Origin of the sequence: Halocalculus aciditolerans, assembly GCF_014647475.1 — an archaeon.
Taxonomy (GTDB): Archaea; Halobacteriota; Halobacteria; order Halobacteriales; family Halobacteriaceae; genus Halocalculus; species Halocalculus aciditolerans.
This window is the reverse complement of the sequence record NZ_BMPG01000004.1, coordinates 15,098-33,906: the sequence shown is the minus strand read 5'-3', so window position 1 is coordinate 33,906 and position 18,809 is coordinate 15,098. Positions and strand designations below refer to the sequence as shown.

At 66.5% G+C, this 18,809-nt stretch carries 23 protein-coding genes, 1 tRNA gene and 1 riboswitch; of the genes, 10 read left to right on the top strand and 14 right to left on the bottom strand.

From position 1 onward, the window contains the following. Window positions 1-20 precede the first annotated feature (20 nt). The 7 genes from IEY26_RS13765 to IEY26_RS13735 form a co-directional block, all read right to left on the bottom strand. Window positions 21-833, bottom strand: a complete 813-nt coding sequence (locus tag IEY26_RS13765) for an undecaprenyl-diphosphate phosphatase (RefSeq protein ID WP_188979947.1) — start codon at window positions 831-833, stop codon at window positions 21-23. 39 nt (window positions 834-872) lie between these two features. Further along, the gene (locus IEY26_RS13760) at window positions 873-1,256 is read right to left on the bottom strand and encodes a PIN domain-containing protein (protein WP_188979945.1); all 384 of its coding nucleotides are present in this window, start codon (window positions 1,254-1,256) and stop codon (window positions 873-875) included. Beyond that, window positions 1,253-1,528, bottom strand: coding sequence for an AbrB/MazE/SpoVT family DNA-binding domain-containing protein (locus IEY26_RS13755; RefSeq protein ID WP_188979943.1), 276 nt, complete (start codon window positions 1,526-1,528; stop codon window positions 1,253-1,255). The genes IEY26_RS13760 and IEY26_RS13755 overlap by 4 nt, the downstream gene beginning before the upstream one ends. A 48-nt stretch (window positions 1,529-1,576) precedes the next feature. Then, the gene (locus tag IEY26_RS13750; protein ID WP_188979941.1) at window positions 1,577-1,963 is read right to left on the bottom strand and encodes a DoxX family protein; all 387 of its coding nucleotides are present in this window, start codon (window positions 1,961-1,963) and stop codon (window positions 1,577-1,579) included. Window positions 1,964-2,011: 48 nt separating this feature from the next. Next, a complete protein-coding gene (locus IEY26_RS13745; RefSeq protein ID WP_188979940.1) occupies window positions 2,012-2,398 on the bottom strand; it encodes a MaoC family dehydratase in 387 nt (128 codons plus the stop codon). Between the two features lie 357 nt (window positions 2,399-2,755). Continuing rightward, window positions 2,756-3,949, bottom strand: coding sequence for an ABC transporter substrate-binding protein (locus IEY26_RS13740; protein ID WP_188979938.1), 1,194 nt, complete (start codon window positions 3,947-3,949; stop codon window positions 2,756-2,758). Window positions 3,950-4,111: 162 nt separating this feature from the next. Beyond that, entirely contained in the window at window positions 4,112-4,267 is a 156-nt protein-coding gene (locus tag IEY26_RS13735; protein ID WP_188979936.1) for an HVO_A0556 family zinc finger protein, read from the bottom strand. Between the two features lie 204 nt (window positions 4,268-4,471). On the opposite strand from IEY26_RS13735, the gene IEY26_RS13730 reads away from it, so the two are divergent. From IEY26_RS13730 to IEY26_RS13715, 4 genes are all read left to right on the top strand, one after another. Further along, a complete protein-coding gene (locus IEY26_RS13730) occupies window positions 4,472-4,996 on the top strand; it encodes an adenine nucleotide alpha hydrolase family protein (protein WP_188979934.1) in 525 nt (174 codons plus the stop codon). A 189-nt stretch (window positions 4,997-5,185) separates the two neighbouring features. Continuing rightward, window positions 5,186-6,391 carry a PQQ-binding-like beta-propeller repeat protein gene (locus IEY26_RS13725; protein WP_188979932.1) on the top strand — a complete coding sequence of 402 codons (1,206 nt, stop codon included), beginning with the start codon at window positions 5,186-5,188 and terminating at the stop codon, window positions 6,389-6,391. A gap of 72 nt (window positions 6,392-6,463) precedes the next feature. Continuing rightward, window positions 6,464-7,237: a hypothetical protein gene (locus tag IEY26_RS13720; RefSeq protein WP_188979930.1), complete on the top strand. Its 774-nt coding sequence runs from the start codon at window positions 6,464-6,466 to the stop codon at window positions 7,235-7,237. Window positions 7,238-7,354: 117 nt separating this feature from the next. Next, the gene (locus IEY26_RS13715) at window positions 7,355-9,322 is read left to right on the top strand and encodes a DUF7282 domain-containing protein (RefSeq protein ID WP_188979928.1); all 1,968 of its coding nucleotides are present in this window, start codon (window positions 7,355-7,357) and stop codon (window positions 9,320-9,322) included. A 52-nt stretch (window positions 9,323-9,374) separates the two neighbouring features. Here the strand turns inward: IEY26_RS13715 and IEY26_RS13710 are convergent, their stop codons facing one another. Continuing rightward, window positions 9,375-10,445 (bottom strand): aminotransferase class I/II-fold pyridoxal phosphate-dependent enzyme, encoded by a 1,071-nt coding sequence (locus tag IEY26_RS13710; RefSeq protein ID WP_188979926.1) that lies wholly within the window; start codon window positions 10,443-10,445, stop codon window positions 9,375-9,377. 131 nt (window positions 10,446-10,576) lie between these two features. On the opposite strand from IEY26_RS13710, the gene IEY26_RS13705 reads away from it, so the two are divergent. Together IEY26_RS13705 and IEY26_RS13700 are read left to right on the top strand one after the other, a co-directional pair. Beyond that, window positions 10,577-10,840: a type II toxin-antitoxin system HicB family antitoxin gene (locus IEY26_RS13705; RefSeq protein WP_188979924.1), complete on the top strand. Its 264-nt coding sequence runs from the start codon at window positions 10,577-10,579 to the stop codon at window positions 10,838-10,840. Beyond that, entirely contained in the window at window positions 10,841-11,086 is a 246-nt protein-coding gene (locus IEY26_RS13700) for a type II toxin-antitoxin system HicA family toxin (RefSeq protein ID WP_188979922.1), read from the top strand. Window positions 11,087-11,132: 46 nt separating this feature from the next. On the opposite strand, the gene IEY26_RS13695 is transcribed toward IEY26_RS13700, so the two are convergent. The 3 genes from IEY26_RS13695 to IEY26_RS13685 are packed head-to-tail and all read right to left on the bottom strand — an operon-like array spanning window position 11,133 to window position 12,576. Continuing rightward, window positions 11,133-11,786 carry a hypothetical protein gene (locus IEY26_RS13695; protein WP_188979921.1) on the bottom strand — a complete coding sequence of 218 codons (654 nt, stop codon included), beginning with the start codon at window positions 11,784-11,786 and terminating at the stop codon, window positions 11,133-11,135. A gap of 47 nt (window positions 11,787-11,833) precedes the next feature. Beyond that, window positions 11,834-12,193, bottom strand: coding sequence for a fluoride efflux transporter CrcB (gene crcB / locus IEY26_RS13690; RefSeq protein ID WP_188979919.1), 360 nt, complete (start codon window positions 12,191-12,193; stop codon window positions 11,834-11,836). Then, a complete protein-coding gene (locus IEY26_RS13685) occupies window positions 12,190-12,576 on the bottom strand; it encodes a CrcB family protein (RefSeq protein WP_188979917.1) in 387 nt (128 codons plus the stop codon). Before IEY26_RS13685 ends, crcB begins: the two co-directional genes overlap by 4 nt. 2 nt (window positions 12,577-12,578) lie before the next feature. Beyond that, window positions 12,579-12,646, bottom strand: a riboswitch (Fluoride riboswitch). Between the two features lie 102 nt (window positions 12,647-12,748). Between IEY26_RS13685 and IEY26_RS13680 the strand changes: the two genes are divergently transcribed. Beyond that, the gene (locus tag IEY26_RS13680; RefSeq protein ID WP_188979916.1) at window positions 12,749-13,348 is read left to right on the top strand and encodes a TetR/AcrR family transcriptional regulator; all 600 of its coding nucleotides are present in this window, start codon (window positions 12,749-12,751) and stop codon (window positions 13,346-13,348) included. Between the two features lie 71 nt (window positions 13,349-13,419). Here IEY26_RS13680 and IEY26_RS13675 read toward each other — a convergent pair whose 3' ends face one another. The 3 genes from IEY26_RS13675 to IEY26_RS13665 all read right to left on the bottom strand — a co-directional run bounded on the left by IEY26_RS13675 (window position 13,420) and on the right by IEY26_RS13665 (window position 15,010). After that, a complete protein-coding gene (locus IEY26_RS13675) occupies window positions 13,420-14,409 on the bottom strand; it encodes a deoxyhypusine synthase (protein WP_188979914.1) in 990 nt (329 codons plus the stop codon). Window positions 14,410-14,458: 49 nt separating this feature from the next. Then, the gene (sugE, locus tag IEY26_RS13670; RefSeq protein ID WP_188979912.1) at window positions 14,459-14,773 is read right to left on the bottom strand and encodes a quaternary ammonium compound efflux SMR transporter SugE; all 315 of its coding nucleotides are present in this window, start codon (window positions 14,771-14,773) and stop codon (window positions 14,459-14,461) included. Window positions 14,774-14,937: 164 nt separating this feature from the next. Beyond that, window positions 14,938-15,010, bottom strand: a tRNA-Asp gene (locus IEY26_RS13665). Window positions 15,011-15,186: 176 nt separating this feature from the next. On the opposite strand from IEY26_RS13665, the gene IEY26_RS13660 reads away from it, so the two are divergent. From IEY26_RS13660 to rpoB, 3 genes are read left to right on the top strand one after another with little or no spacing between them, the layout of a single operon-like run. Then, complete coding sequence (locus IEY26_RS13660; protein ID WP_188979911.1) at window positions 15,187-15,417, top strand: DNA-directed RNA polymerase subunit H; 231 nt, start codon at window positions 15,187-15,189, stop codon at window positions 15,415-15,417. Continuing rightward, window positions 15,414-16,976 (top strand): DNA-directed RNA polymerase subunit B'', encoded by a 1,563-nt coding sequence (locus IEY26_RS13655; RefSeq protein WP_188979909.1) that lies wholly within the window; start codon window positions 15,414-15,416, stop codon window positions 16,974-16,976. Before IEY26_RS13660 ends, IEY26_RS13655 begins: the two co-directional genes overlap by 4 nt. Before the next feature lie 4 nt (window positions 16,977-16,980). After that, window positions 16,981-18,807, top strand: a complete 1,827-nt coding sequence (rpoB, locus tag IEY26_RS13650) for a DNA-directed RNA polymerase subunit B (RefSeq protein WP_188979907.1) — start codon at window positions 16,981-16,983, stop codon at window positions 18,805-18,807. The last annotated feature ends 2 nt before the right edge of the window (window positions 18,808-18,809 follow it).

Sequence of the window (18,809 nt, the reverse complement as noted above, 5' to 3'; positions counted from 1 at the left end):
AGACAGCTTCGATGCTGGTCCTACCCGGAGAGGAAGAAGACGCCGGCGAGCATGAGGAGGGCGAAGGCGACGCAGACGAGCCAGAAGGCGACGCGGTCGACGAGGCGGGTGAGGGCGTCGATAGTGAGGTAGCCGACGGTGGCGGCGGCGGCGACCATGACGAGCGTGGGGAGGACGCCGGCGACGATGAGGCCGTCGGTGACGAGGGTGAGGCCGGCGGCGGCGACGGAGGCGGGGATGGCGAGGACGAAGGAGAGGCGGAGGGCGGCGTTCTCGTCGTAGCCCCGGAGGAGGAGGATGCTGACGGTGGTGCCGGAGCGAGACACGCCCGGGAGGAGGGCGAGGCCTTGGCCAGCGCCGACGAGGACGGCGTCGAGGGCGGTGGGGGTTTCGCGTTCGGCCATGAAGCCGGCGGCGAACTTCTGGAGGAGGCCGGTGAGGAGGAGGAGGACGGCGACGATGACGACGAAGCCGTTCGTCGTCGTGCCGGTGACGACGGCTTCGAGCGCGCCGTAGACGACGACGCCGACGATTCCCGAGGCGAGCGTGGCGAGCACGATGAAGGAGAGGTCGGCGCTCTCCGCGTCGAACCACGTCGACGGCCGCCACTCGGGGACATCGTACAGGAGGTCGCGGACGTCGTCGCGGTAGTACGCGAGCGCCGCGATTCCTGTACCCAGGTGGAGGAAGAGCGCGAGTTTCGTCGCCACCACCGGGTCCTCGCCGAGGAGCGTGAGAACTAGGGAAACGTTCCCCTCGCTCGACACCGGCAGCCACTCCAACACGCCCTGCAAGACCCCGAGAACGAACGCGACGACGACCGAGAGTTCCATCACTCGTTCATCTCCGACGTCGCCTAAAGCGGTTTTCGGTCATTCGTCGTCGGGCTCTAACCGAATTCGATCCACGTCGACGGCATCGTATGCGCTGTCTGAGCCGAGAATTTGATGGTCACGCGTTTCGGCGGTTGCTGCGTGGAAAGCGTCGAACGCCGACATTCCATCGTCAAAGTAGTTCACCGCTTTGAGGACAATCTGGTGTTCTTCCTCGGTTTCGACGGGAACGAGCTCGAGCATATTCGAAAACAGCTTGACGGAATCGAACTCGTACCGCTCACGAATGAGGAGGAGTTCCAGATAGGCGTACGTCGACGTGACGACGTCATATTCTTCTAAGGCCTCCTCGGCCTGTTTTTTGAGCCAATCAGAATCCTTAGCGAGCGCCAGAAGGAAGTCTGTCTCGACGTACACGGTCATCTATCGCTACTCTTTGAGGACTGTCGCCCTCGCTCGAATCCGGCTTCAGCGTCGCTTTTAGCCTGCTCTCGGGTTTCATCTCGAAGTTCCTCGATAGATTTGTCTTTGAATGCCCCACCGGTGGCTTCGCGGACCGCTTGGAGGGGGTCGTCGTCGATGGGTATGAGTTCTATCCGGTCTGCATACTCGACGACGTGGAATTTCTCGCCGTACTTCTTCCTCAGGTCTGCTGAGAGATAGAGTCTCCCGTGCGAATCCGTTTCCACTGCCATAGAATAGCGTATAGTTGGGAGAAACAAAGAACTTATCCCAAAATATGACTACTCGCGGTAGGCCTCGCGGAGGAAGACGAGGACGCCGCCGAACATGGTGAGGTTCCCGAAGAAGGCGAGGCGGTCGCCGCTCCGGTCGTCGGGGTCTTTCGTCCAGAAGTCGTGCATGGTGAGGGTGATGGCGGAGAGCGCGCCGGCGGCGGCGGCCGTCGAGAGACGGGGGAGTCGCCAGAGCGCGATGCCGAGTCCCGCGGCGATCATCGTCGCCGACCCGAGCGGCGCGAGAATCTCGGGCACCGGGACGCCGCCCGACTTCGCGTACTCCACGTGGTCGTCGAGGTCGCGGAAATCCTCGCTCGCCTGGAGCGCGAGCCCGAGCCCGAGCGCGATGCGGCCGAGTCGAGACGGACGCGAACCGGAATCACTGGACGCCATACTCTCGCCTTCGCGTTCCACGGCGAAAAAACCCACTCGCGTCCCACCTCACCCCTCCTTCCAGATGATGCCGTCCGTCGTCGAGGTCAACACGGTTTCGCCGTCGTCGTTCTCGCAGACGACGTCGGTCGTGAACTCGTAGCGGTCGTCGCGCTCCGCGACGGACTCGCCGGTCGAGCGGCAGGCGATTCGCTCGCCGGTGTAGACGGGCCGGTGGAAGTCGAACTCCGTCGTGCTGGCCAGCACTTCGCTATCGCTCACCGGTTTCGTCGGGAGCGTCGCGGTCAACGACCCCTGTACCATCACGCGCTCGTCCTCGTCCGGCTCGGCGTGCCGGGGCTGGTCGTCGCCGCTCAGGTCGGCGAACCGCTGGACGTCCTCGACGGTGAACGTCCGCTCGAACGTCCGAGTTTCGCCCGCTCTCGGTCGACTCATCGGAATCACCCTCGTTAACGACACTTCGCCGTATCGACGTACCGGTCAGATACATGGACACCCGATTCTCGTCGACTCTCTCGACGCGCGTCACCCCCACACCGGGCGTCGTCGACGGGCGTGAGGCCGAAGAACAGACGACGCGAGGTGTGTGTTGGCGGGTGGTGGCTCTCGTGAGGGTCGGTTACCGTCTCGTCGACGCCGTGGGAACGGACGACGTCCGGTGTGGGGGTGTCGCGCTCGTGAGCCGAACCCGCTCGTCGAACTGGGGCGACTGCACGCCGGAAGAACAACCGACGTGAGGTGTGTGGGGGCGGTGTCGTTCTCGTCGAAGCGGCGCACGCCTCCCCGTGGTCGTTAGATGTCGCCGTTGAGGATGTCGGCGATTCGCTGGCGGTCGAAGAGCGTGAGCGAGTCGTCCGCGAGCGTTTCGAGGCCGTTCCACTCGCCGAAGGCGTCCGGGTAGAACTGGCGGGCGGCGGCTTCGGTCTGGAAGAGGTTGACGATGGGGCCCTGGTAGGAGCCGCCGCCGCGGTAGAGGCGGTCGTTCTGCACGGCGCTCAGCTGTTTGCCGACCGGGTCGTCGCGCATCCGCTCGACTTTCGCTTCGAACTCCTCCGTGGAGACGTGGGTGAGGCCGTACTGGAACACGATGGCGTCGGGGTCGACTTCCAGGAGTTGTTCGTAGTCCCAGTTCGCGTAGCTGCCGTCGATGTGCGCGTCGAAGGCCCCGCGGATTTCGAGGTCGCGGTACTGCTTGTGGTTGTTCCCGGGCTGGACGGGGTACGCCCAGAACGACCCGGTTTCGAAGTCGGAGTTCACGGAGAGCAAGCCGACGGTCGGGCGCTCGCTCATCGGCGGGAGCGTCGATTGAATCGTGGACTGCATCTCCTCGTGTGCGGCGTGATAGGCGTCGTACCGCGCGGATTCGTCGAACGCGTCGGCGACGAGTTCGAACGCCTCGTACAGCGAGTAGTAGCGGTAGTCGTGCCACTCGTCGCCGCGCCGCCGGATGTAGTTCCCGATGAACGGACCGACCTCGCGTTCGATCTCCGCCGTGTCGTCGGCCGTCCAGTTCTCGTCGAGGACGCCGAGCCAGTTCGGGTCGACGACGTGCACGTCGCAGTCGAGGCTGTAGAAAATCTCCTTGTCCAGGCCGCCGTCGCCGCCGACTTTCGCGACGTCGTCGAGCGAGACGTCGACGCCCGGGAGGTAATCGTAGAAGACGGTGGGGACGTTCGACGGGTCCCAGAGGCCGCGGAGTCCGTCGGCTTTCCCGAGGGCGATTCCCATGTCGCCGTACGTGCTGAGGAAGGAGAGCCAGGTCTCGGGCGGCTCGTCGAAGGTGACCGTCCCCATCGGCTCCATCGTCACCGAGTAGCTCGCGTCCGCGGTCGTACCGGTGGTCGTCCCCGTTCCCGTCTCTTTCTCGGTCGGCTGCTCGCCGCCGCTTCCGGAGCAGCCCGCGAGCAGGCCGCTCGCGACGACTCCGCTCCCGTACTTGATGTAGCTCCGTCGCGTCGGCTCCGTTCGGTTGGCGTCACCTGCCATGCGCTTTAGGCGCGCCTAAATATTGAAAACCGCTTCGGTTCTGTCCGCGGGCGACGCTGACAGCACCGGACCGCGGAACCGGTTAGTGATGCCCGGACGGCGACCGCTCGGCGACGCCGAGAACAGACGACGCTCGGTGTGTCCGTCTGCGAACGCCCAGGATCAGAACCGCTGGAGGGTCGGGGTGCCGCACGCTTCGCAGAGGACGGCGTCGTTGTCCTTGTAGGTTCCCCGCACGAGCGTGCCGTCGTCGCAGAAGGCGCAGTCGTCGCCGTCGAGCCGGCCGACGAGCGACGTCGAGGTGTGAGTCGAACTCATACCTCGGGGTTTTCGCCGGGTGAACAAATACTTTCCCGCCGTACCTCTCTATAGGACGCTATATCCTCGGGGGTTCGCGTTCGATACCGTCGCAGTCGGTCGCGTCGGATAGAGGCGTTCCAGTCGCGGGGTCCGCATATTTGTGGCCGAGAAGTATCTGCTATCTTACTCAACCTCTATGTTTCTGCACGCTGTCGCTTTGGTATGCCTTTCGTCGTTCCGTTCGACGGGTCCCCGCTCTCGGAGGCGGCGCTCGTCAACGCTCGGATTCACGAGGTCGGATTCGAGAACCTCCCGCGGGAACTGCAGACGTTCGCGCAGCGAGAAGACCCACCGAAGGTCACCGCAGTGAGCGTCATCCCCGAGCGAGCGTCGTACGCGAGGAAGAAGGGGTGGATCGGTGAGGACGAGGAGTTCGACCACCGAGTCGTCGTCGAGCGCCTGCACGAGCAGGTGACGGACATCGCGCCGAACGCGTCGTTCGACTACGAGCGAACGGGCACGTCGGCGGCGGGGACCATCGGGCAGAAACTCCGACGGAAAGCCCGGTCGCTCGGCGCGAGCACCGTCTTCGTCGGGAGCGAGAACGCGGGCCGCATCGCCACCCCGATGATGAGCGTCGGCGCGCGCGTCTCGACCGAGCAAGAGTACAACGTCGTGCTCGTCCGTAAACCCCTTCCGGAAGACGTCAACCCGCGGCTGAAATCCGACTTCTACCGCCGCGACTGACCGCCCGCTGTCGCCGCCGTCGCACGCTCCGCCCGCTCGCCCCTCGGGGGGATTCCCGTGGAGTCATGCCGGGTCGCCGTCGCCGTGTCCGGGCGTGGCGAGTCGGACTCGATGACTGTCTACTGACACCGTATCCGCGGCCTGCTCAGTCCGTAGCTATTTACCCTCGCTGTCACGACACGAACCCGTATGCCCTCCAACAGCATCACGCGGCGGTCAGCGCTCGCCGCGCTCGGCTCGACGGCTGCGCTCACCCTCTCCGGCTGCCTCGGCGTCGGTCTCGGTGACTCACGCACGTACGAGCGGAACGCGCCCGTCGGACCCGTCGACGGTGCGTGGCCGACGTACCAATACGACTTCGCGAACACCGGCTTCACGGCGGCGAGCGGCCCGTCCGACGGAGCGACCGTCGAGGGCGTCGTGCCGCGGCCGTCGGCCGTCGCCTCAGGGGTTTCACTCGCCGACGGCCGGGGTTTCGTCGGGCGGAGCGACGGCGACGGCGAGACTGGTTCCTACCGCGGCTTCGGACTCGACGGGGCGGCGTCGTGGACGGTCGACTACCCGCACGGGAAGTCGACGCCGACGGTCGCCGGGGACGCGGTGTTCGTCTCGACTGCAGAGCACGTCGCGGCGTACGACGCGCGGGACGGCGCGCTCTGCTGGAAGACGACCGCGGGCGGGTACGGCGCGTCGGCGAACGCGCCCGCGCTCGCCGCGGACACGGTCGTCGACGTCGGCGGACGCACGGTCTACGGCCGCGACCCCGTGACGGGGGCGACGCAGTGGTCGTACGACGCGGGCGGGACGTACCCGGGTCTCACCGCCCGTGACGGCGTCGTCTACACGCCGACGGGAGAAGACCGCGAACAGACCGGCGTCGCGGCGCTCGACCCCGCGACGGGGGACGTGCGCTGGCGGCGCGACACGCTCCCGCAGAGCGGCGTGCCACTCGCCGTCGGCGACACGCACCTCTACTACGCGGCGCACCGCGGCGACGTGTACGCGCTCGCCCTCGACGACGGCTCGACACGGTGGCAGGCGTCGCTCTCGCTCCCCGAGGACGGAAGCGCCCGGCTCGCACTCGCGGACGGCCGACTCCACGCGCAGAGTAGCGACGGTGCGCTCGCGGCCTTCGACGCGCAGACGGGCGACCGCGTCTGGGAGCGGTCCGTGAACGCCTCTTTCGGCCCCCGGCCGCCCGTCGTCGCCGCGGACACCCGCTTCGCTCTCGGCCGGAACGCGCTCTACGCGTTCGACGCCGCGACCGGCGACGACCAGTGGTCGCTCACCCTCGACGCCCGCCCCGCGCTCTCCACCGCGCCGGCCGTCCGCGACGGCGAACTCTACTACGCCGGCCCCGGCCGCACTCACGGCGTCTTCCGCGTCGCCGACTAACTCCCAGCGATAGTTGCCGGATTCGCGGACGAACCACCCGGCTATATACGTGATTAGTGTCCACTTCCGGACGTGTCCTCCACAGACAACACCAAACTCAGTCTGTCGGCCGCGTTCAGCTACGCCGGCGGCCGACTGACCACGCGCGGCGGGATGATCCTCGCCGCAGTGTACGTCCTCTACCAGCTCGCGATGCAGGTGAGCGTCCAGTCGCTCGGCGCGTCGCTCGTCGCGGGCCGCGTTCCGAGCGGCGAACTCGCGTCGTCCTACCCGCTCGCCGTCGGAATGCCGGCCGCGGTCAGCGGGGTGCTCACCGTTCTCCTCGGCGTCGGCGGCATCGTCCTCAGCATCGTCGCGATGCGCGCGCTCTACCACGACATCGACAACGTCCCGACGGCCGAGCACACCCGCAACCTCGTGCGCACCGTCCTCGTGCTCGTCGCCGTCTCCATCATCACCACCATCGCGGTGCTCCTCGGGACCATCGCGCTCTTCGTCCCGGGCATCTTCCTCGCGGTGAGCCTCGTCTTCGCACAGCTCGCCGTCACCATCGAGGACGCCGGCGTCGTCGAATCCCTCGAGCGCAGCTGGGCGCTCACGTCCGGCCACCGCCTCCGCCTCTTCTTCCTCGGCGTCGCGGTCTTCACCATCGCACTCGTCGTCGGCGCGATCGTCGGCTTCCTGAACCCCGCCAGCCCCGCGCTCGGGAACGTCGTCTCCTCGGTCGTCACGGGCGTCTTCTCCGTGTACTCCATCGCGCTTCTCGTCGGCGCGTACCGACAGCTCGTCGACGCCACCGACGAATCCGACGCGGATACGACCGGCGTTCGAGCACAGGTCCGGTAGACCGCGCGCTCTCCACGCTGCGTTCTCCGCGTTCCGGTCGAGTCGGCCAAAACCCTCTTCCGGCTTACAGTATTTTTTACGTATATCTCGGCGGCGAACCCGCCGGCTGTGTTCCCCATGTCTACGACACTCACAACGCAGCGACCGCTCTCGGCGGTCGTACTGTCCGCGTTCCTGCTGCTCGCCGCGGTCGCCGGCGTCGCGACCTTCGGCGGGACGGCGGCCGCGGCGAACACGACGGCCGGCGACGCGGTGAACGGCGCAATCGTCGACGCCCAACCCGCACGCGTCGGGGCGAACAGCACGCACGAAACCCACCTCGGCGTCGACGCCGGCTCCTCGAGCGTCTCCGGGTCGTCGTGGACCGGCTACCGCGTGAACTACGACACGGCGGACGTGAGTGACGTCGACCAGTCCGACCTCCTCGTCGTCGGAATCGACGCGGGGAACGACGACGCCGGCCGCGCCGTCGACACGAACGCGATGACGGACGTCGCAGACGTCTCCGCGAAGAACAACGGCCACTCCCTCGTCGTCACCCTCGGCGGCCAGTACGACGTCGAGAACGGCGACGAACTCGTCGTCGTCTACGAGGACGTCCAGAACCCGAGCTCGGCGCAGACCGAACCCGTGAACCTCGTCGCCAACCCGCAGAGCTCGGACTACGACCGCACGGACAACGTCACCTACCACCCGCCCGCGTCCGTCGCCCTCGACGACCAGACCGTGAACGGGAGTCAGGAACTCACCGTCGCGTCCGCCTACCTCCCCGAGGGCGGGAGCGTCACCGTGCAGAACGCGTCCGGTACGCAAGTCGCGAGCACGGGCTCGCTCGACCCGGGCTCCTACGAGAACCTCACCGTAACGCTCCCCGCTGACGCCGAACCCGGGACGTACACCGCGGTCGCGCGCCAGCCAGACGGCGACGCCTACGCCACCAACGACGGCTCCACCGTCACCGACGACGGGAGCGTCGCCCTCGACTACGACTTCGCCGCGGCCTTCGAGGACTCGACGCGCACTAACGCCGACCACGCGAACCTCACCCTGACCGCGGACCACGGCGGCTACGACGTCCGCGTGAGCGCGGACAACCTCACCGCGAGCGACCTCCGCACGATGTTCGGCGACGCCGTCGTCGCCAGCAGCAGTAGCCAAGACACGGTCACCGTTCCCGGCGGCGAATCGGTCACCCACGAACTGAACGTCTCCGACTACACGGGAGACTACACCTTCCACGCGACCGACCTCCAGACCGACAACAGCGACGACGCCGCCCTCACACTCACGCACGAAGACACCACGACGACAACGACGGACGATACCACGACGACAACGACATCCAGCGATACCACGACGACAACGACGGACGATACCACGACGACGACGACGTCCAGCGATACTACGACAACGACGAGCGATACCACGACGACGTCTTCGGACACGTCTGACGATTCGACGAACACGGATTCGTCGAACACGGATTCGTCGACGGACGACTCCTCCGACGACACGAGTTCGAGTTCGACCGACTCGTCGTCCACGAACACCGGGAGCGCTGAGTCGTCGGACGAGACGGCGCAGCCGAACGAAACGTCGTTCGACGGGCCGGCGGCCGGGCCGTCCGCGAGCGTCACGTTCGCGAACCAGACGCTCGGTGACGACGAGGCCGTCCGCGTCGGGAACCTCACGCTCCCCGATGGGGGCTACGTCGTCCTCGAAGCCGAGTCGGGGCGTCTCGTCGGGCACACGTCTCTCCTCGACGCCGGTGACCACGCGAACGTCACCGTCACCGTCGACGCGCTCGACGACGACACGCGACTCACCGCCGTCACCTACGAGAACACGGACAACGCGACGGCGTACACGCAGAACGACACCGCCTACGAGCGCAACGGCACCGACGTCACCGACACCGCGCTAATCCGCGTCGTCGACGACCAGCAAACCACGACCGCGGCGCAGACGCGCGCGAACCAGGAGAACCCCGACCCCCGCGGCTCCGCCGCCGGCCTCCAGTGGATCGCCCTCCTCGTCGCGCTCGCCATCGCCCTCGTCGCCATCGTCCGCTACCGGATGCAGTAGCGCGCTTTTCCTCGCCCTCCGCTCGCTCGAGTGGACTCCGACGTGCTCCCGACTACTGCCGCGTCTCGATGTGTCGGCCGATGCGTTCTAAGCCGGCTTCGAGTTCGTCGGTGTGGAGGCCGAAACCGATGCGGAAGCGGTCGGGATACCCGAAGACCCCGCCGGGCGCGAGCACGACGCTCTCCGCCTCGAAGAGCGTGCGACAGAACTCCTTCCCGTTCTCGAAGCCGTCGGGAACCGTGGGGAAGCCGTTGACGCCGGTGGGTTCGAACCAGTCGAGGTCGTAGGAGTCGAGGAAGTCCGCGACGCGCTCGCGGTTCGCCTTCGCGTGCGCTCGGTTCGCGTTGAGGATCTCTGCTTCTTCCTCGCCGAGGGCTCGCCGGGCGACGCGCGCGCCGAGTTTCGGCGGGGAGATGGTCGTGTAATCCTTCCACTTCCGGACGTCGTCGGCGAGGGGCTCGTCGGCGACGACCCAGCCGACGCGCGCGCCGGCGAGCCCGTAGGATTTCGAGACGCCGGCCGTCGAGATGGCGCGCGGGCCGAGCGCGGCGGCGGGCGGGTGCGGGTCGTCGGCGAGCATTCGGTAGACTTCGTCGACGAGGAGGTAGGCGTCGCGGTCCGCGACGAGGTCGTAGAGCGCCCGCATCGTCTCCTCGCCGAGGTACTTCCCGGTCGGGTTGCTCGGGTTCGTGAGCACGACGAGCGTCGTCTCCGGACGCATCGCCTCGGCCACCGCGTCCACGGAGAGCTCCCACTCGGGCGGCTCCGTCCGAACCTCCGTCACGTCGCCGACCGAGCCGGGGACGCTCGCGAGCGACTGGTACGTCGGCGACACGACGACCGAGTGGTCGCCCTCGTCGAGCAGGGCCATGAACGTCAGGAAGTCCGCCTCCTGCGTCCCGCAGGTGAGCACGACGTTCTCCGCGTCCCGCCCGTAGCGCTCGGCGATCTCCGCGCGGAACTCGGGCGTTCCGTCCGTCGGGATGACGTACCCGAGGTCGTCGACGTCGAGGTCGAACCGCGTCGACGCGAGACTCCGAACGCCGCTCTCCGCGAGCATCAGGTCCGCGTCCGGCTCGTACTCGTCCAGCCAGCGCTCCAGTTCGAACGGCGGAAGCTCCATACGCCGCCTCGGGAGAGCCGCACAATAGCCCTTCTGCTCCCGGCGAACGCGGCGCGGACGATTCACCCTCGAAGGTCGGAGCAGCGACCCCACGAAGGCTTTTACCCGAGGACGCGGTATCTCTCACCGTCATGGCGAGCGCGTCCCGAGATAACGGCGGTGAGGGCGTCGAATTCGTCCACGAGGACGACGGTACCATTACCGCCATCGACGGGGAAACGGGGATTGCCCGAGGGGGGAACACGAAAGCCGAAGCCCTCTCACAGTTGGCAGAGGCACTCACACTCCATGAAGGCGGTGGAGAGCCTATTGACGACCCCGACGAGTTTCTTCGAGATGAGTTAGGTATCGAGCCGTCCGACGAGGAGAAGGAACTTCCCGACTTCCTGCAGTAGATGGTGCGGACGACGTTCTCCGGCCGCGAAATCATCGGTGTTCTCACCGATTTCAACTACGTCCCCACCTCTCGAACCGGGAGTCACGTTCGACTCCGCTACGAGAACCCGGATACTGGGGAGGTTCGGAACGTTGATGTCCCTCAGCACGACGAAGTGAAAATCGGGACACTGCACTCCATCGCGGAACAGTGTGGCGCTGACGATTTCCACGAGTGGTGTGCGTGGATTGCCGAGCATTCTTGAGAACGTGTTGTTTCGGCGCTGACGGCCGTGTCACGGACACGAGCGTTCAGCGGCCGACGCCGAAGTGGGCGTCGCGGTCGAGGACCGTGTAGCCCTGTGCGTGGAGGGCGTCGTCGCGGTAGCGTTCGGTGAGGAGTTGCTGGGGGAGGCGGCGGAGGCCGAAGCGGCGCTCGCCCGCGTAGTCGACGTCGACGACTGTCGCGTCGCCCTCGACGTGAATTCTCGCGGTGTACGTCGCCCACGGGCGGTCGTTCGCCGCGACGTCGAGCGTAACGCGTCGCTCGCCGTCTTCCGTGGTCGTCTCGGTCGTTTCGACGGTCATCTCGACGGAGCGCAGACCGAAGAGGTAGGAGACGTGGTAGGTGGTTTCGTCCGCTCGCGTGATGTCGTCGGCGACGCCCCACTGGAAGGCGAGCACGGGCGGCGTCGGCCCGGTGAAGGCGTCGGCGACGGCGTCGGGGTCGTCGTCGGTGCGGAGGCGAATCGTCCCCCGCGAGTGGAGGATCGGCGCGCGGGCGACGAGAATAAGGAGGGCGGCGACGGCGAGACCGTAGAGGGTCGGGAGCGTGACGTACGCGGCGAGGAAGACGGCGACGACGACCACGACGAGGAGCGCGCTCAGCGCGCGTTCACGCCGGTGGTAGCGGTCGACGACGGCGCGCGCGGCGTCGGATCGATGAATCTCGTCCGGCCGGGACATTACCGGTATCACGACGCGGCAGGGAGTTGGCTCTACCGGAACCCGGGTCAGAGCGCGCGGGTGACGACCCACGCGAGGAGGACGGCGGCGCTCGCGGCGAGGAAGGTACCGCCGCCGTAGATGATGGCGCGCGCGTAGTCGTCGGCTTCGACGAACCGCATCGTCTCGTAGGCGAACGAGGAGAAGGTGGTGAACGCGCCGCACGCGCCCGTCCCGAGGAAGAGGAGAGCGTCGCCGCCGACGCCGGAGAACGTGAGGAGACCGAGCGTGAAGCTCCCGAGGACGTTCACGGCGAGCGTGCCGAGCGGGTAGTCCTCGGCGGGGAGGCGCGTGCTGACGGCGTGCCGACAGAGCGCGCCGAGCGCGCCGCCCGCGCCGACGAGCTGTGCCGCGTCGAACGCGATCACGCCGCCCACCTCGCGTCGACGGCGCGAGCGGCGCGGCGGCCGACGAGCACGCCAGCGAACCCGAGCGCGTAGGTCGCGACGACGTTCCCCGCGAGCAGGAGCGGCGACTGCTGGAGGGACTGCACGACGAACGTGCTGTACGTCGTGAAGGAGGAGAGGAAGCCGGTGCCGACGACGACGTGCGTGCGCTCCGCGAGCAGCCCGGTGAGCTCGGCCTCGTAGAGGAGGAATCCCAGGAGCGTCGCGCCGAGGACGTTCGCCAGGAGGGTGCCGGGGAGACCGGGGAGGAGTTCCGCGGCGAGATACCGGAGGTTCGCACCGGCGAACCCGCCGATGGCGACGAGGACGACGACTTCGACCGTGAGCAGCGGGTGTCTGGACATGGCTGTGAGAAGGAGTCATCAGCCGGCGTGTCCGGCGGTTACCGAGGCGGACCCCATCGCCCGTTACCGGCCCGGACGCGGCGCGTCAGCAAAAACCCCGGCGGTTCCGGGGCGACTCGTGCAACCGCCTGAAGCACAACCCTTACCCGGGGTGACTGACTAGTCAGTCACAATGAGCGAGTCGAACGAGAGCGGCCCGCCGCCCGAGACGCGACAACAGATCATGGACGCCACCTACGAGGCGCTCCGCGAACACGGCTACGCCGACCTCACGATGGAGACCATCGCCGACGAGTTCGAGAAGTCACAGAGCCTCCTCCACTACCACTACGACACCAAACAGGACCTCCTCGTCGCCTTCGTCGGAACCTTCCTCGACCGCCTCGTTGACGCCGTCGAATCAGCCGACGCCGACACGCCCCGCGAACGCCTCGACGCCACCGTCGACCTCCTCCTCTCCGACCCCGAAGCCCACTCCGACTTCCAGACCGCCCTCCTCGAACTCCGCTCGCAAGCCCCCTACGTCGAAGCCTACCGCGAACAGTTCGTCGAGAACGACGCCCACCTCCGGGGCTTCATCGCCGACATCGTCCGCGACGGCGTCGACGCCGGCGACTTCGCCGACGTCGACCCCACCCGCGTCGCCGAAACCATCCTCGTCCTCGCCGAAGGCGCACGCACCAGAACCATCGTCTTCGACGACGACGACGCCATCGACACCACCCGCGCCGCCGTCGACGGCTTCATCCGCTCCCACGTCCGCGCCGACTGACTCACGACCCGACGACCCGAGGACGACCCGATCCCAATGACGACCCGACGACGCCCCGAGCTCTATCTCTCTCAGCCGTTGAGTTTGAACGCGCCCGCGACGAGCAGCGGGAAGACGAGCGTCGCCTCCGCCTCCACCTGCGTGTAGTTCTTGTTCTCCTGCTTGATCTTCCCCCACGACACCGCCTCGTTCGGCGGCGCGCCGGAGAGCGAGCCGTCGCCCTCCATCCCGGTGGAGATGTAGATGGCGTAGTCCGCGCCGCCGCGGAAGAGGTTCGTCATGATGGCGTGGTGTTTCGGCACGCCGCCGCCGACCGCGATGAGCCCCGTCGTATCCGCGAGCAGGCCGTTCTCGATGAGCGTATCGTAGTCGTCGAGGATTTCGATGCCGACCTCCGAGTCGTAGCCGTTCCGGTAGTAGTAGAGGAAGTTCCCGACTTCGGCGTCCGTGAGCGCCGGGCAGAAGATCGGGACGTCGTTGTCCGCCGCCTGCTTGAGGACGCTGTCCTCGTCGTCGAGCGTCGCGCCCAGCTCGGCCGCGAACTCCGTCGGCGTCCGCACCTTCTCCTCCGCGAAGAAATCCTCGAAGAAGTCGTAGAGGTACTCCTCCAGCCACACGTACCGGTCCGAGGGGACGTAGATATTTCCTAATCTGTTGATGCCGCGCTCGCGGAGCTCTGCCTCGTCTGCGTCCCACTCCCCCATCTTGAACGGCTTCGCCGTTTTGATGACGTCCTCCGTCAGCGAGCCGGAGGTCGTGATGATGACGTCGACGTACCCCTCTCGGACGAGGTACGCGACCGTCTCCCGGAGGCCCGACGAGATGATGTTCGACGTCAGCGTGAGGTAGACCGTCGCGTCCTCTTCTTGCATCTCCTCCGCAATCTCGACGGCTTCAGCGAGCTGCGTCGCCTGAAAGCCCGTCGTCTCGTAGCTCGCGAGCAGCTCCGCGAAATCGAACTCCCCGCGGAAATCGTACCCGCGCACGTCCTTCGTGTCGAGCTCCTCCTCGGAACCCGGAATCACGTTCTCCTTCGTCTCGTCCACGTTCTCCTCGCTCATACGCCACCCTAGCGGGAGCGACGGCTTCAATCGCTCGGGACGCCCTCGCTCACTGCCCCGACACGAAATGCAACCCCACGATGCCGAACACGATGACCGAGATGAACCCCAGCCGCGCCAGCGACGCCGACTCGTCGAACAACACGATTCCCAGGAGCGCCGTCCCCACCGCCCCGATTCCCGTCCACACCGCGTACGCCGTCCCGATGGGCAACTCCTTCACCGCCTGCGCCAGCAACACCAGACTCACCACCATCGCCACCGCCGTCGCCGGCACCGGCCGCGACAACCCCTCCGAATACTCTAACCCGATCGCCCACGCCACCTCGAACAACCCCGCGACGACCAGCAGGAACCACGACATACTCCCTCCTCCTCACCCCCACGCCTACCGCCTTCTGGTTCGCACCCACGACGACACCCGTCGCGTCGACGGCGCACTCACCACCCTCCACGCTCCCGTCGACTAACGGCGACCCGCGTTCCGCGACGACAAGCGTCGCTCGTGAGTTGGTTTCGGTAAAAGTACGCCCGGAGCGGGATTTGAACCCGCGTCACAACCGTGACAGGGTTGTATGATGGGCCACTACACCATCCGGGCACGCTGCCTTGCTGCACTTCTTCGTAACCGGGGTACATAATTAAGACTTGCGAACCGCCGGTCTGCGTGGAAGAGCTACGCACGCACGCGTTGATTTGCGAAGAAATAAATGCCGCCCCTTCAAACTAAACTGTAGTATCTCGTGAGAGCCGACTTTGGCCCCCTCAGGTGCATCCATGGTTAATGACGTAAGCAACCACGAACTCGTTCCCGAGCACAACATCCTCGACGAGGAGGACGTCGAGGAGGTGCTCGACGAGTACGACATCGAGCGGACATCGCTCCCGAAAATCAAGCGCAAGGACCCCGCGCTGCCCGATGACGCAGAGGTCGGGGACGTCATCGAGATCGTTCGGGACTCGCGCACGACGGATAAAGCGACTGTGTACCGATTAGTCATCGAATGATGGAAGATAACAGAAGAGAGCTGTCGAAGGCGTATTTCTCGAAGGAACGACTCGCGGAACACCACTTCCGCTCCTACAACGCCTTCCTGGAACGCGGGATGCAGGAAGTCGTGACGGAGAAAGAGCGAATCGAGACCGACATCGGCGACAAGGAAGAAGAAGAGCCGGTGTGGGTCGAGCTGGGCGACGTGCGCGTCGTCACGCCGCGCGTTCGGGAGGCCGACGGGTCGGAGGAGCTCCTCTACCCGCAGGAAGCCCGCCTCCGGAACATCACGTACTCCGCGCCGGTGTTCATGGAGATGAGCATCGTCCGCGGCGGCGAAGAAGAAGAGGAGAAGGTCCTCGACACGACCGAGACGAAGGTCGGCCGCATGCCGATAATGGTCGGGTCGCAGAAGTGTAACATCCACGGGTTCAGCGACGAGGAGCTCATCGACATCGGCGAGGACCCCGCCGACCCCGGTGGCTACTTCATCGTCAACGGCTCGGAGCGCGTGCTGATGACGAGCGAGGACCTCGCGCCGAACAAGATCCTCGCGGAGTACGACACGAAGTACGGCGACGAGATTCAGGTCGCCAAGACGTTCAGTCAGCGCCGCGGCTACCGCGCGCTCGTGCTCTGTGAGCGGAACCGCTCCGGCATCCTCGAAGTCTCCTTCCCGTCCGTCTCGGGCTCGATCAACTTCGTGACGCTCGTTCGGGCGCTCGGCCTCGAATCCGACGAGGAGATCGTCCACCGCGTCTCCGAGGACCCGGAGATCGTGAAGTTCATGCTGGAGAACCTGGAGGAAGCGGACGTCCAGTCCCAGGAGGAAGCCATCGAGACGCTCGGGAAGCGCGTCGCCTCCGGTCAGGGGAAGAACTACCAGCTGAAGCGCGCGAACTACGTCATCGACCGCTACCTCCTGCCGCACCTCCACGAGGAGGGCATCGAGGAGGAGGAGACGCGGATGAACAAGGCGTTCTACCTCTGCCGGATGGCGGAGGCGTGCTTCGAGCTCGCGCTCGGCCGCCGCGAGTCCGACGACAAAGACCACTACGCGAACAAGCGCCTGAAGGTCTCCGGCGACCTGATGCGCGACCTGTTCCGCACGGCGCTGAACAAGCTCGCGCGTGACGTGAAGTACCAGCTGGAGCGGGCGAACATGCGGAACCGCCAGCTGAACGTGAACACGGTCGTCCGGTCCGACGTGCTCACGGAGCGCCTCGAACACCCCATCGCGACGGGGAACTGGGTCGGCGGGCGGTCTGGGGTCTCCCAGCTCGTCGACCGAACCGACTTCATGGGCGTGCTCTCTCACCTCCGGCGGCTCCGCAGCCCGCTCAGTCGCAGTCAGCCGCACTTCGAGGCGCGTGACCTGCACGCGACCCAGTGGGGTCGCATCTGTCCCTCCGAGACGCCGGAGGGCCCGAACTGCGGGCTGGTGAAGAACTTCGCGCAGGCGATGGAGCTCTCACAGAACGTCGACGACGAATCGGAACTCAAACAGGAACTCGCCTCTATGGGCGTCGAGGGCGTCCCCGGCCTCGCGACCGAGGCAATCTCCGCGGACGACTAACTACATGAGTCAGGCACGAGACGCGAAAGTCTACGTCAACGGGAGTCTCGTCGGGACCCACGAGGACCCGCACGAGCTCGCAGAACAGATCCGAGAAGCACGCCGCCGCGGCGACGTCAGCGAGATGGTGAACGTCTCCGTCAAGGAGCGCACGGGCGAAGTCATCGTCAACGCCGACGCCGGCCGCGCCCGCCGCCCGCTCCTCGTCGTCGAGGACGGCGAGCCCATCATCAGCGAGGAGGAGATGGAGGCCGTCGGCGACGGCGACCTCGACTTCGAGTCGCTCGTCGACGCCGGGAAGATCGAGTTCATCGACGCCGAGGAAGAGGAGGACATCCTCGTCGGCGTCGAGCGCGACGAGCTCACGGAGAACCACACGCACCTCGAAATCGACCCGCAGCTCATCTTCGGTATCGGCGCGGGGATGGTTCCGTACCCCGAGCACAACGCCTCGCCGCGCATTACGATGGGCGCGGGGATGATGAAGCAGTCCCTCGGCCTCCCGTCTGCGAACTACCGGATTCGCCCGGACACCCGCCAGCACCTGATGCACTACCCGCAGGCGGCGATGGTGAACACGCAGACGACGAAGCAGATCGGCTACGACGACCGCCCCGCGGGCCAGAACTTCACGGTCGCCGTGATGAGCTACGAGGGCTTCAACATCGAGGACGCGCTCGTCATGAACAAGGCGTCCGTCGAGCGCGCGCTCGGCCGCTCGCACTTCTTCCGCACCTACGAGGGCGAGGAACGCCGCTACCCCGGCGGGCAGGAAGACCGCTTCGAGCGTCCGGACACCGACGTGCGCGGCGCACGCGGCGAGGACGCCTACAAGCACCTCGACGACGACGGCCTCGTCAACCCGGAGACGCCGGTGGACGAGAACTCCGTCTTAGTGGGTAAAACGAGCCCGCCGCGGTTCTTAGAGGAGCCCGACGAGATGGGCGGGCTCAGCCCGCAGAAGCGCCGCGAGACGTCGGTGACGATGCGGTCCGGCGAGGACGGCGTCGTCGACACCGTCACGCTCATGGAGGGCGAGGACGGCTCGAAGCTCGCGAAAGTCTCCGTGCGCGACGAACGCGTCCCCGAGCTCGGGGACAAGTTCGCGTCCCGCCACGGGCAGAAGGGCGTTATCGGCCACCTCGCGCCGCACGAGGACATGCCGTTCACGCAGGACGGCGTCGTCCCCGACCTCGTCCTGAACCCGCACGCGCTCCCGTCCCGCATGACGGTCGGCCACGTGCTGGAGATGCTCGGCGGGAAGGCCGGCGCGATGGAAGGCCGCCCCGTCGACGGCACCGCCTTCACGGGCGAGGATGAGGAGGAACTCCGCGAGATGCTCGAAAAACGCGGGTTCGACGGCGGCGGGAAGGAGGTCTTCTACTCCGGCATCTCCGGGGAGAAGGTCGAGGCAGAGATCTTCACCGGGGAGATCTTCTACCACAAGCTGTACCACATGGTGTCGAACAAGATGCACGCGCGCTCGAAAGGCCCCGTGCAGGTCCTCACGCGCCAGCCCACGGAGGGGCGTGCGCGTGAAGGTGGTCTCCGCCTCGGTGAGATGGAGCGTGACGCCGTCATCGGGCACGGCGCGGCGCTCGTCATCAAGGAGCGGCTCCTCGAGTCCTCCGACCAGGAGTACGTCCACATCTGCGGGAACTGTGGGATGACGGCCGTGGAGAACCGCGAGCAACGCCGCGTGTACTGTCCGAACTGCGAGGAGGAGACGGACGTACACGAACTCGAGATGAGCTACGCGTTCAAGCTCCTGCTCGACGAGATGAAGGCGCTCGGCATCGCCCCGCGCCTGGAACTGGAGGACGCAGTCTAATA

What these genes read in the sequence shown, in the direction of transcription:
- IEY26_RS13695 (WP_188979921.1), bottom strand. Translation starts at nt 11,786, where the DNA reads ATGTCCCGGCCGGACGAGATTCATCGATCCGACGCCGCGCGCGCCGTC.
- IEY26_RS13735 (WP_188979936.1), bottom strand. Translation starts at nt 4,267, where the DNA reads ATGAGTTCGACTCACACCTCGACGTCGCTCGTCGGCCGGCTCGACGGC.
- IEY26_RS13745 (WP_188979940.1), bottom strand. Translation starts at nt 2,398, where the DNA reads ATGAGTCGACCGAGAGCGGGCGAAACTCGGACGTTCGAGCGGACGTTC.
- IEY26_RS13680 (WP_188979916.1), top strand. Translation starts at nt 12,749, where the DNA reads ATGAGCGAGTCGAACGAGAGCGGCCCGCCGCCCGAGACGCGACAACAG.
- rpoB (WP_188979907.1), top strand. Translation starts at nt 16,981, where the DNA reads ATGAGTCAGGCACGAGACGCGAAAGTCTACGTCAACGGGAGTCTCGTC.
- IEY26_RS13715 (WP_188979928.1), top strand. Translation starts at nt 7,355, where the DNA reads ATGTCTACGACACTCACAACGCAGCGACCGCTCTCGGCGGTCGTACTG.
- IEY26_RS13685 (WP_188979917.1), bottom strand. Translation starts at nt 12,576, where the DNA reads ATGTCCAGACACCCGCTGCTCACGGTCGAAGTCGTCGTCCTCGTCGCC.
- IEY26_RS13655 (WP_188979909.1), top strand. Translation starts at nt 15,414, where the DNA reads ATGATGGAAGATAACAGAAGAGAGCTGTCGAAGGCGTATTTCTCGAAG.
- IEY26_RS13725 (WP_188979932.1), top strand. Translation starts at nt 5,186, where the DNA reads ATGCCCTCCAACAGCATCACGCGGCGGTCAGCGCTCGCCGCGCTCGGC.
- IEY26_RS13710 (WP_188979926.1), bottom strand. Translation starts at nt 10,445, where the DNA reads ATGGAGCTTCCGCCGTTCGAACTGGAGCGCTGGCTGGACGAGTACGAG.
- IEY26_RS13740 (WP_188979938.1), bottom strand. Translation starts at nt 3,949, where the DNA reads ATGGCAGGTGACGCCAACCGAACGGAGCCGACGCGACGGAGCTACATC.
- IEY26_RS13660 (WP_188979911.1), top strand. Translation starts at nt 15,187, where the DNA reads ATGGTTAATGACGTAAGCAACCACGAACTCGTTCCCGAGCACAACATC.
- IEY26_RS13765 (WP_188979947.1), bottom strand. Translation starts at nt 833, where the DNA reads ATGGAACTCTCGGTCGTCGTCGCGTTCGTTCTCGGGGTCTTGCAGGGC.
- IEY26_RS13750 (WP_188979941.1), bottom strand. Translation starts at nt 1,963, where the DNA reads ATGGCGTCCAGTGATTCCGGTTCGCGTCCGTCTCGACTCGGCCGCATC.
- IEY26_RS13730 (WP_188979934.1), top strand. Translation starts at nt 4,472, where the DNA reads ATGCCTTTCGTCGTTCCGTTCGACGGGTCCCCGCTCTCGGAGGCGGCG.
- IEY26_RS13705 (WP_188979924.1), top strand. Translation starts at nt 10,577, where the DNA reads ATGGCGAGCGCGTCCCGAGATAACGGCGGTGAGGGCGTCGAATTCGTC.
- sugE (WP_188979912.1), bottom strand. Translation starts at nt 14,773, where the DNA reads ATGTCGTGGTTCCTGCTGGTCGTCGCGGGGTTGTTCGAGGTGGCGTGG.
- IEY26_RS13755 (WP_188979943.1), bottom strand. Translation starts at nt 1,528, where the DNA reads ATGGCAGTGGAAACGGATTCGCACGGGAGACTCTATCTCTCAGCAGAC.
- IEY26_RS13675 (WP_188979914.1), bottom strand. Translation starts at nt 14,409, where the DNA reads ATGAGCGAGGAGAACGTGGACGAGACGAAGGAGAACGTGATTCCGGGT.
- IEY26_RS13760 (WP_188979945.1), bottom strand. Translation starts at nt 1,256, where the DNA reads ATGACCGTGTACGTCGAGACAGACTTCCTTCTGGCGCTCGCTAAGGAT.
- IEY26_RS13700 (WP_188979922.1), top strand. Translation starts at nt 10,841, where the DNA reads ATGGTGCGGACGACGTTCTCCGGCCGCGAAATCATCGGTGTTCTCACC.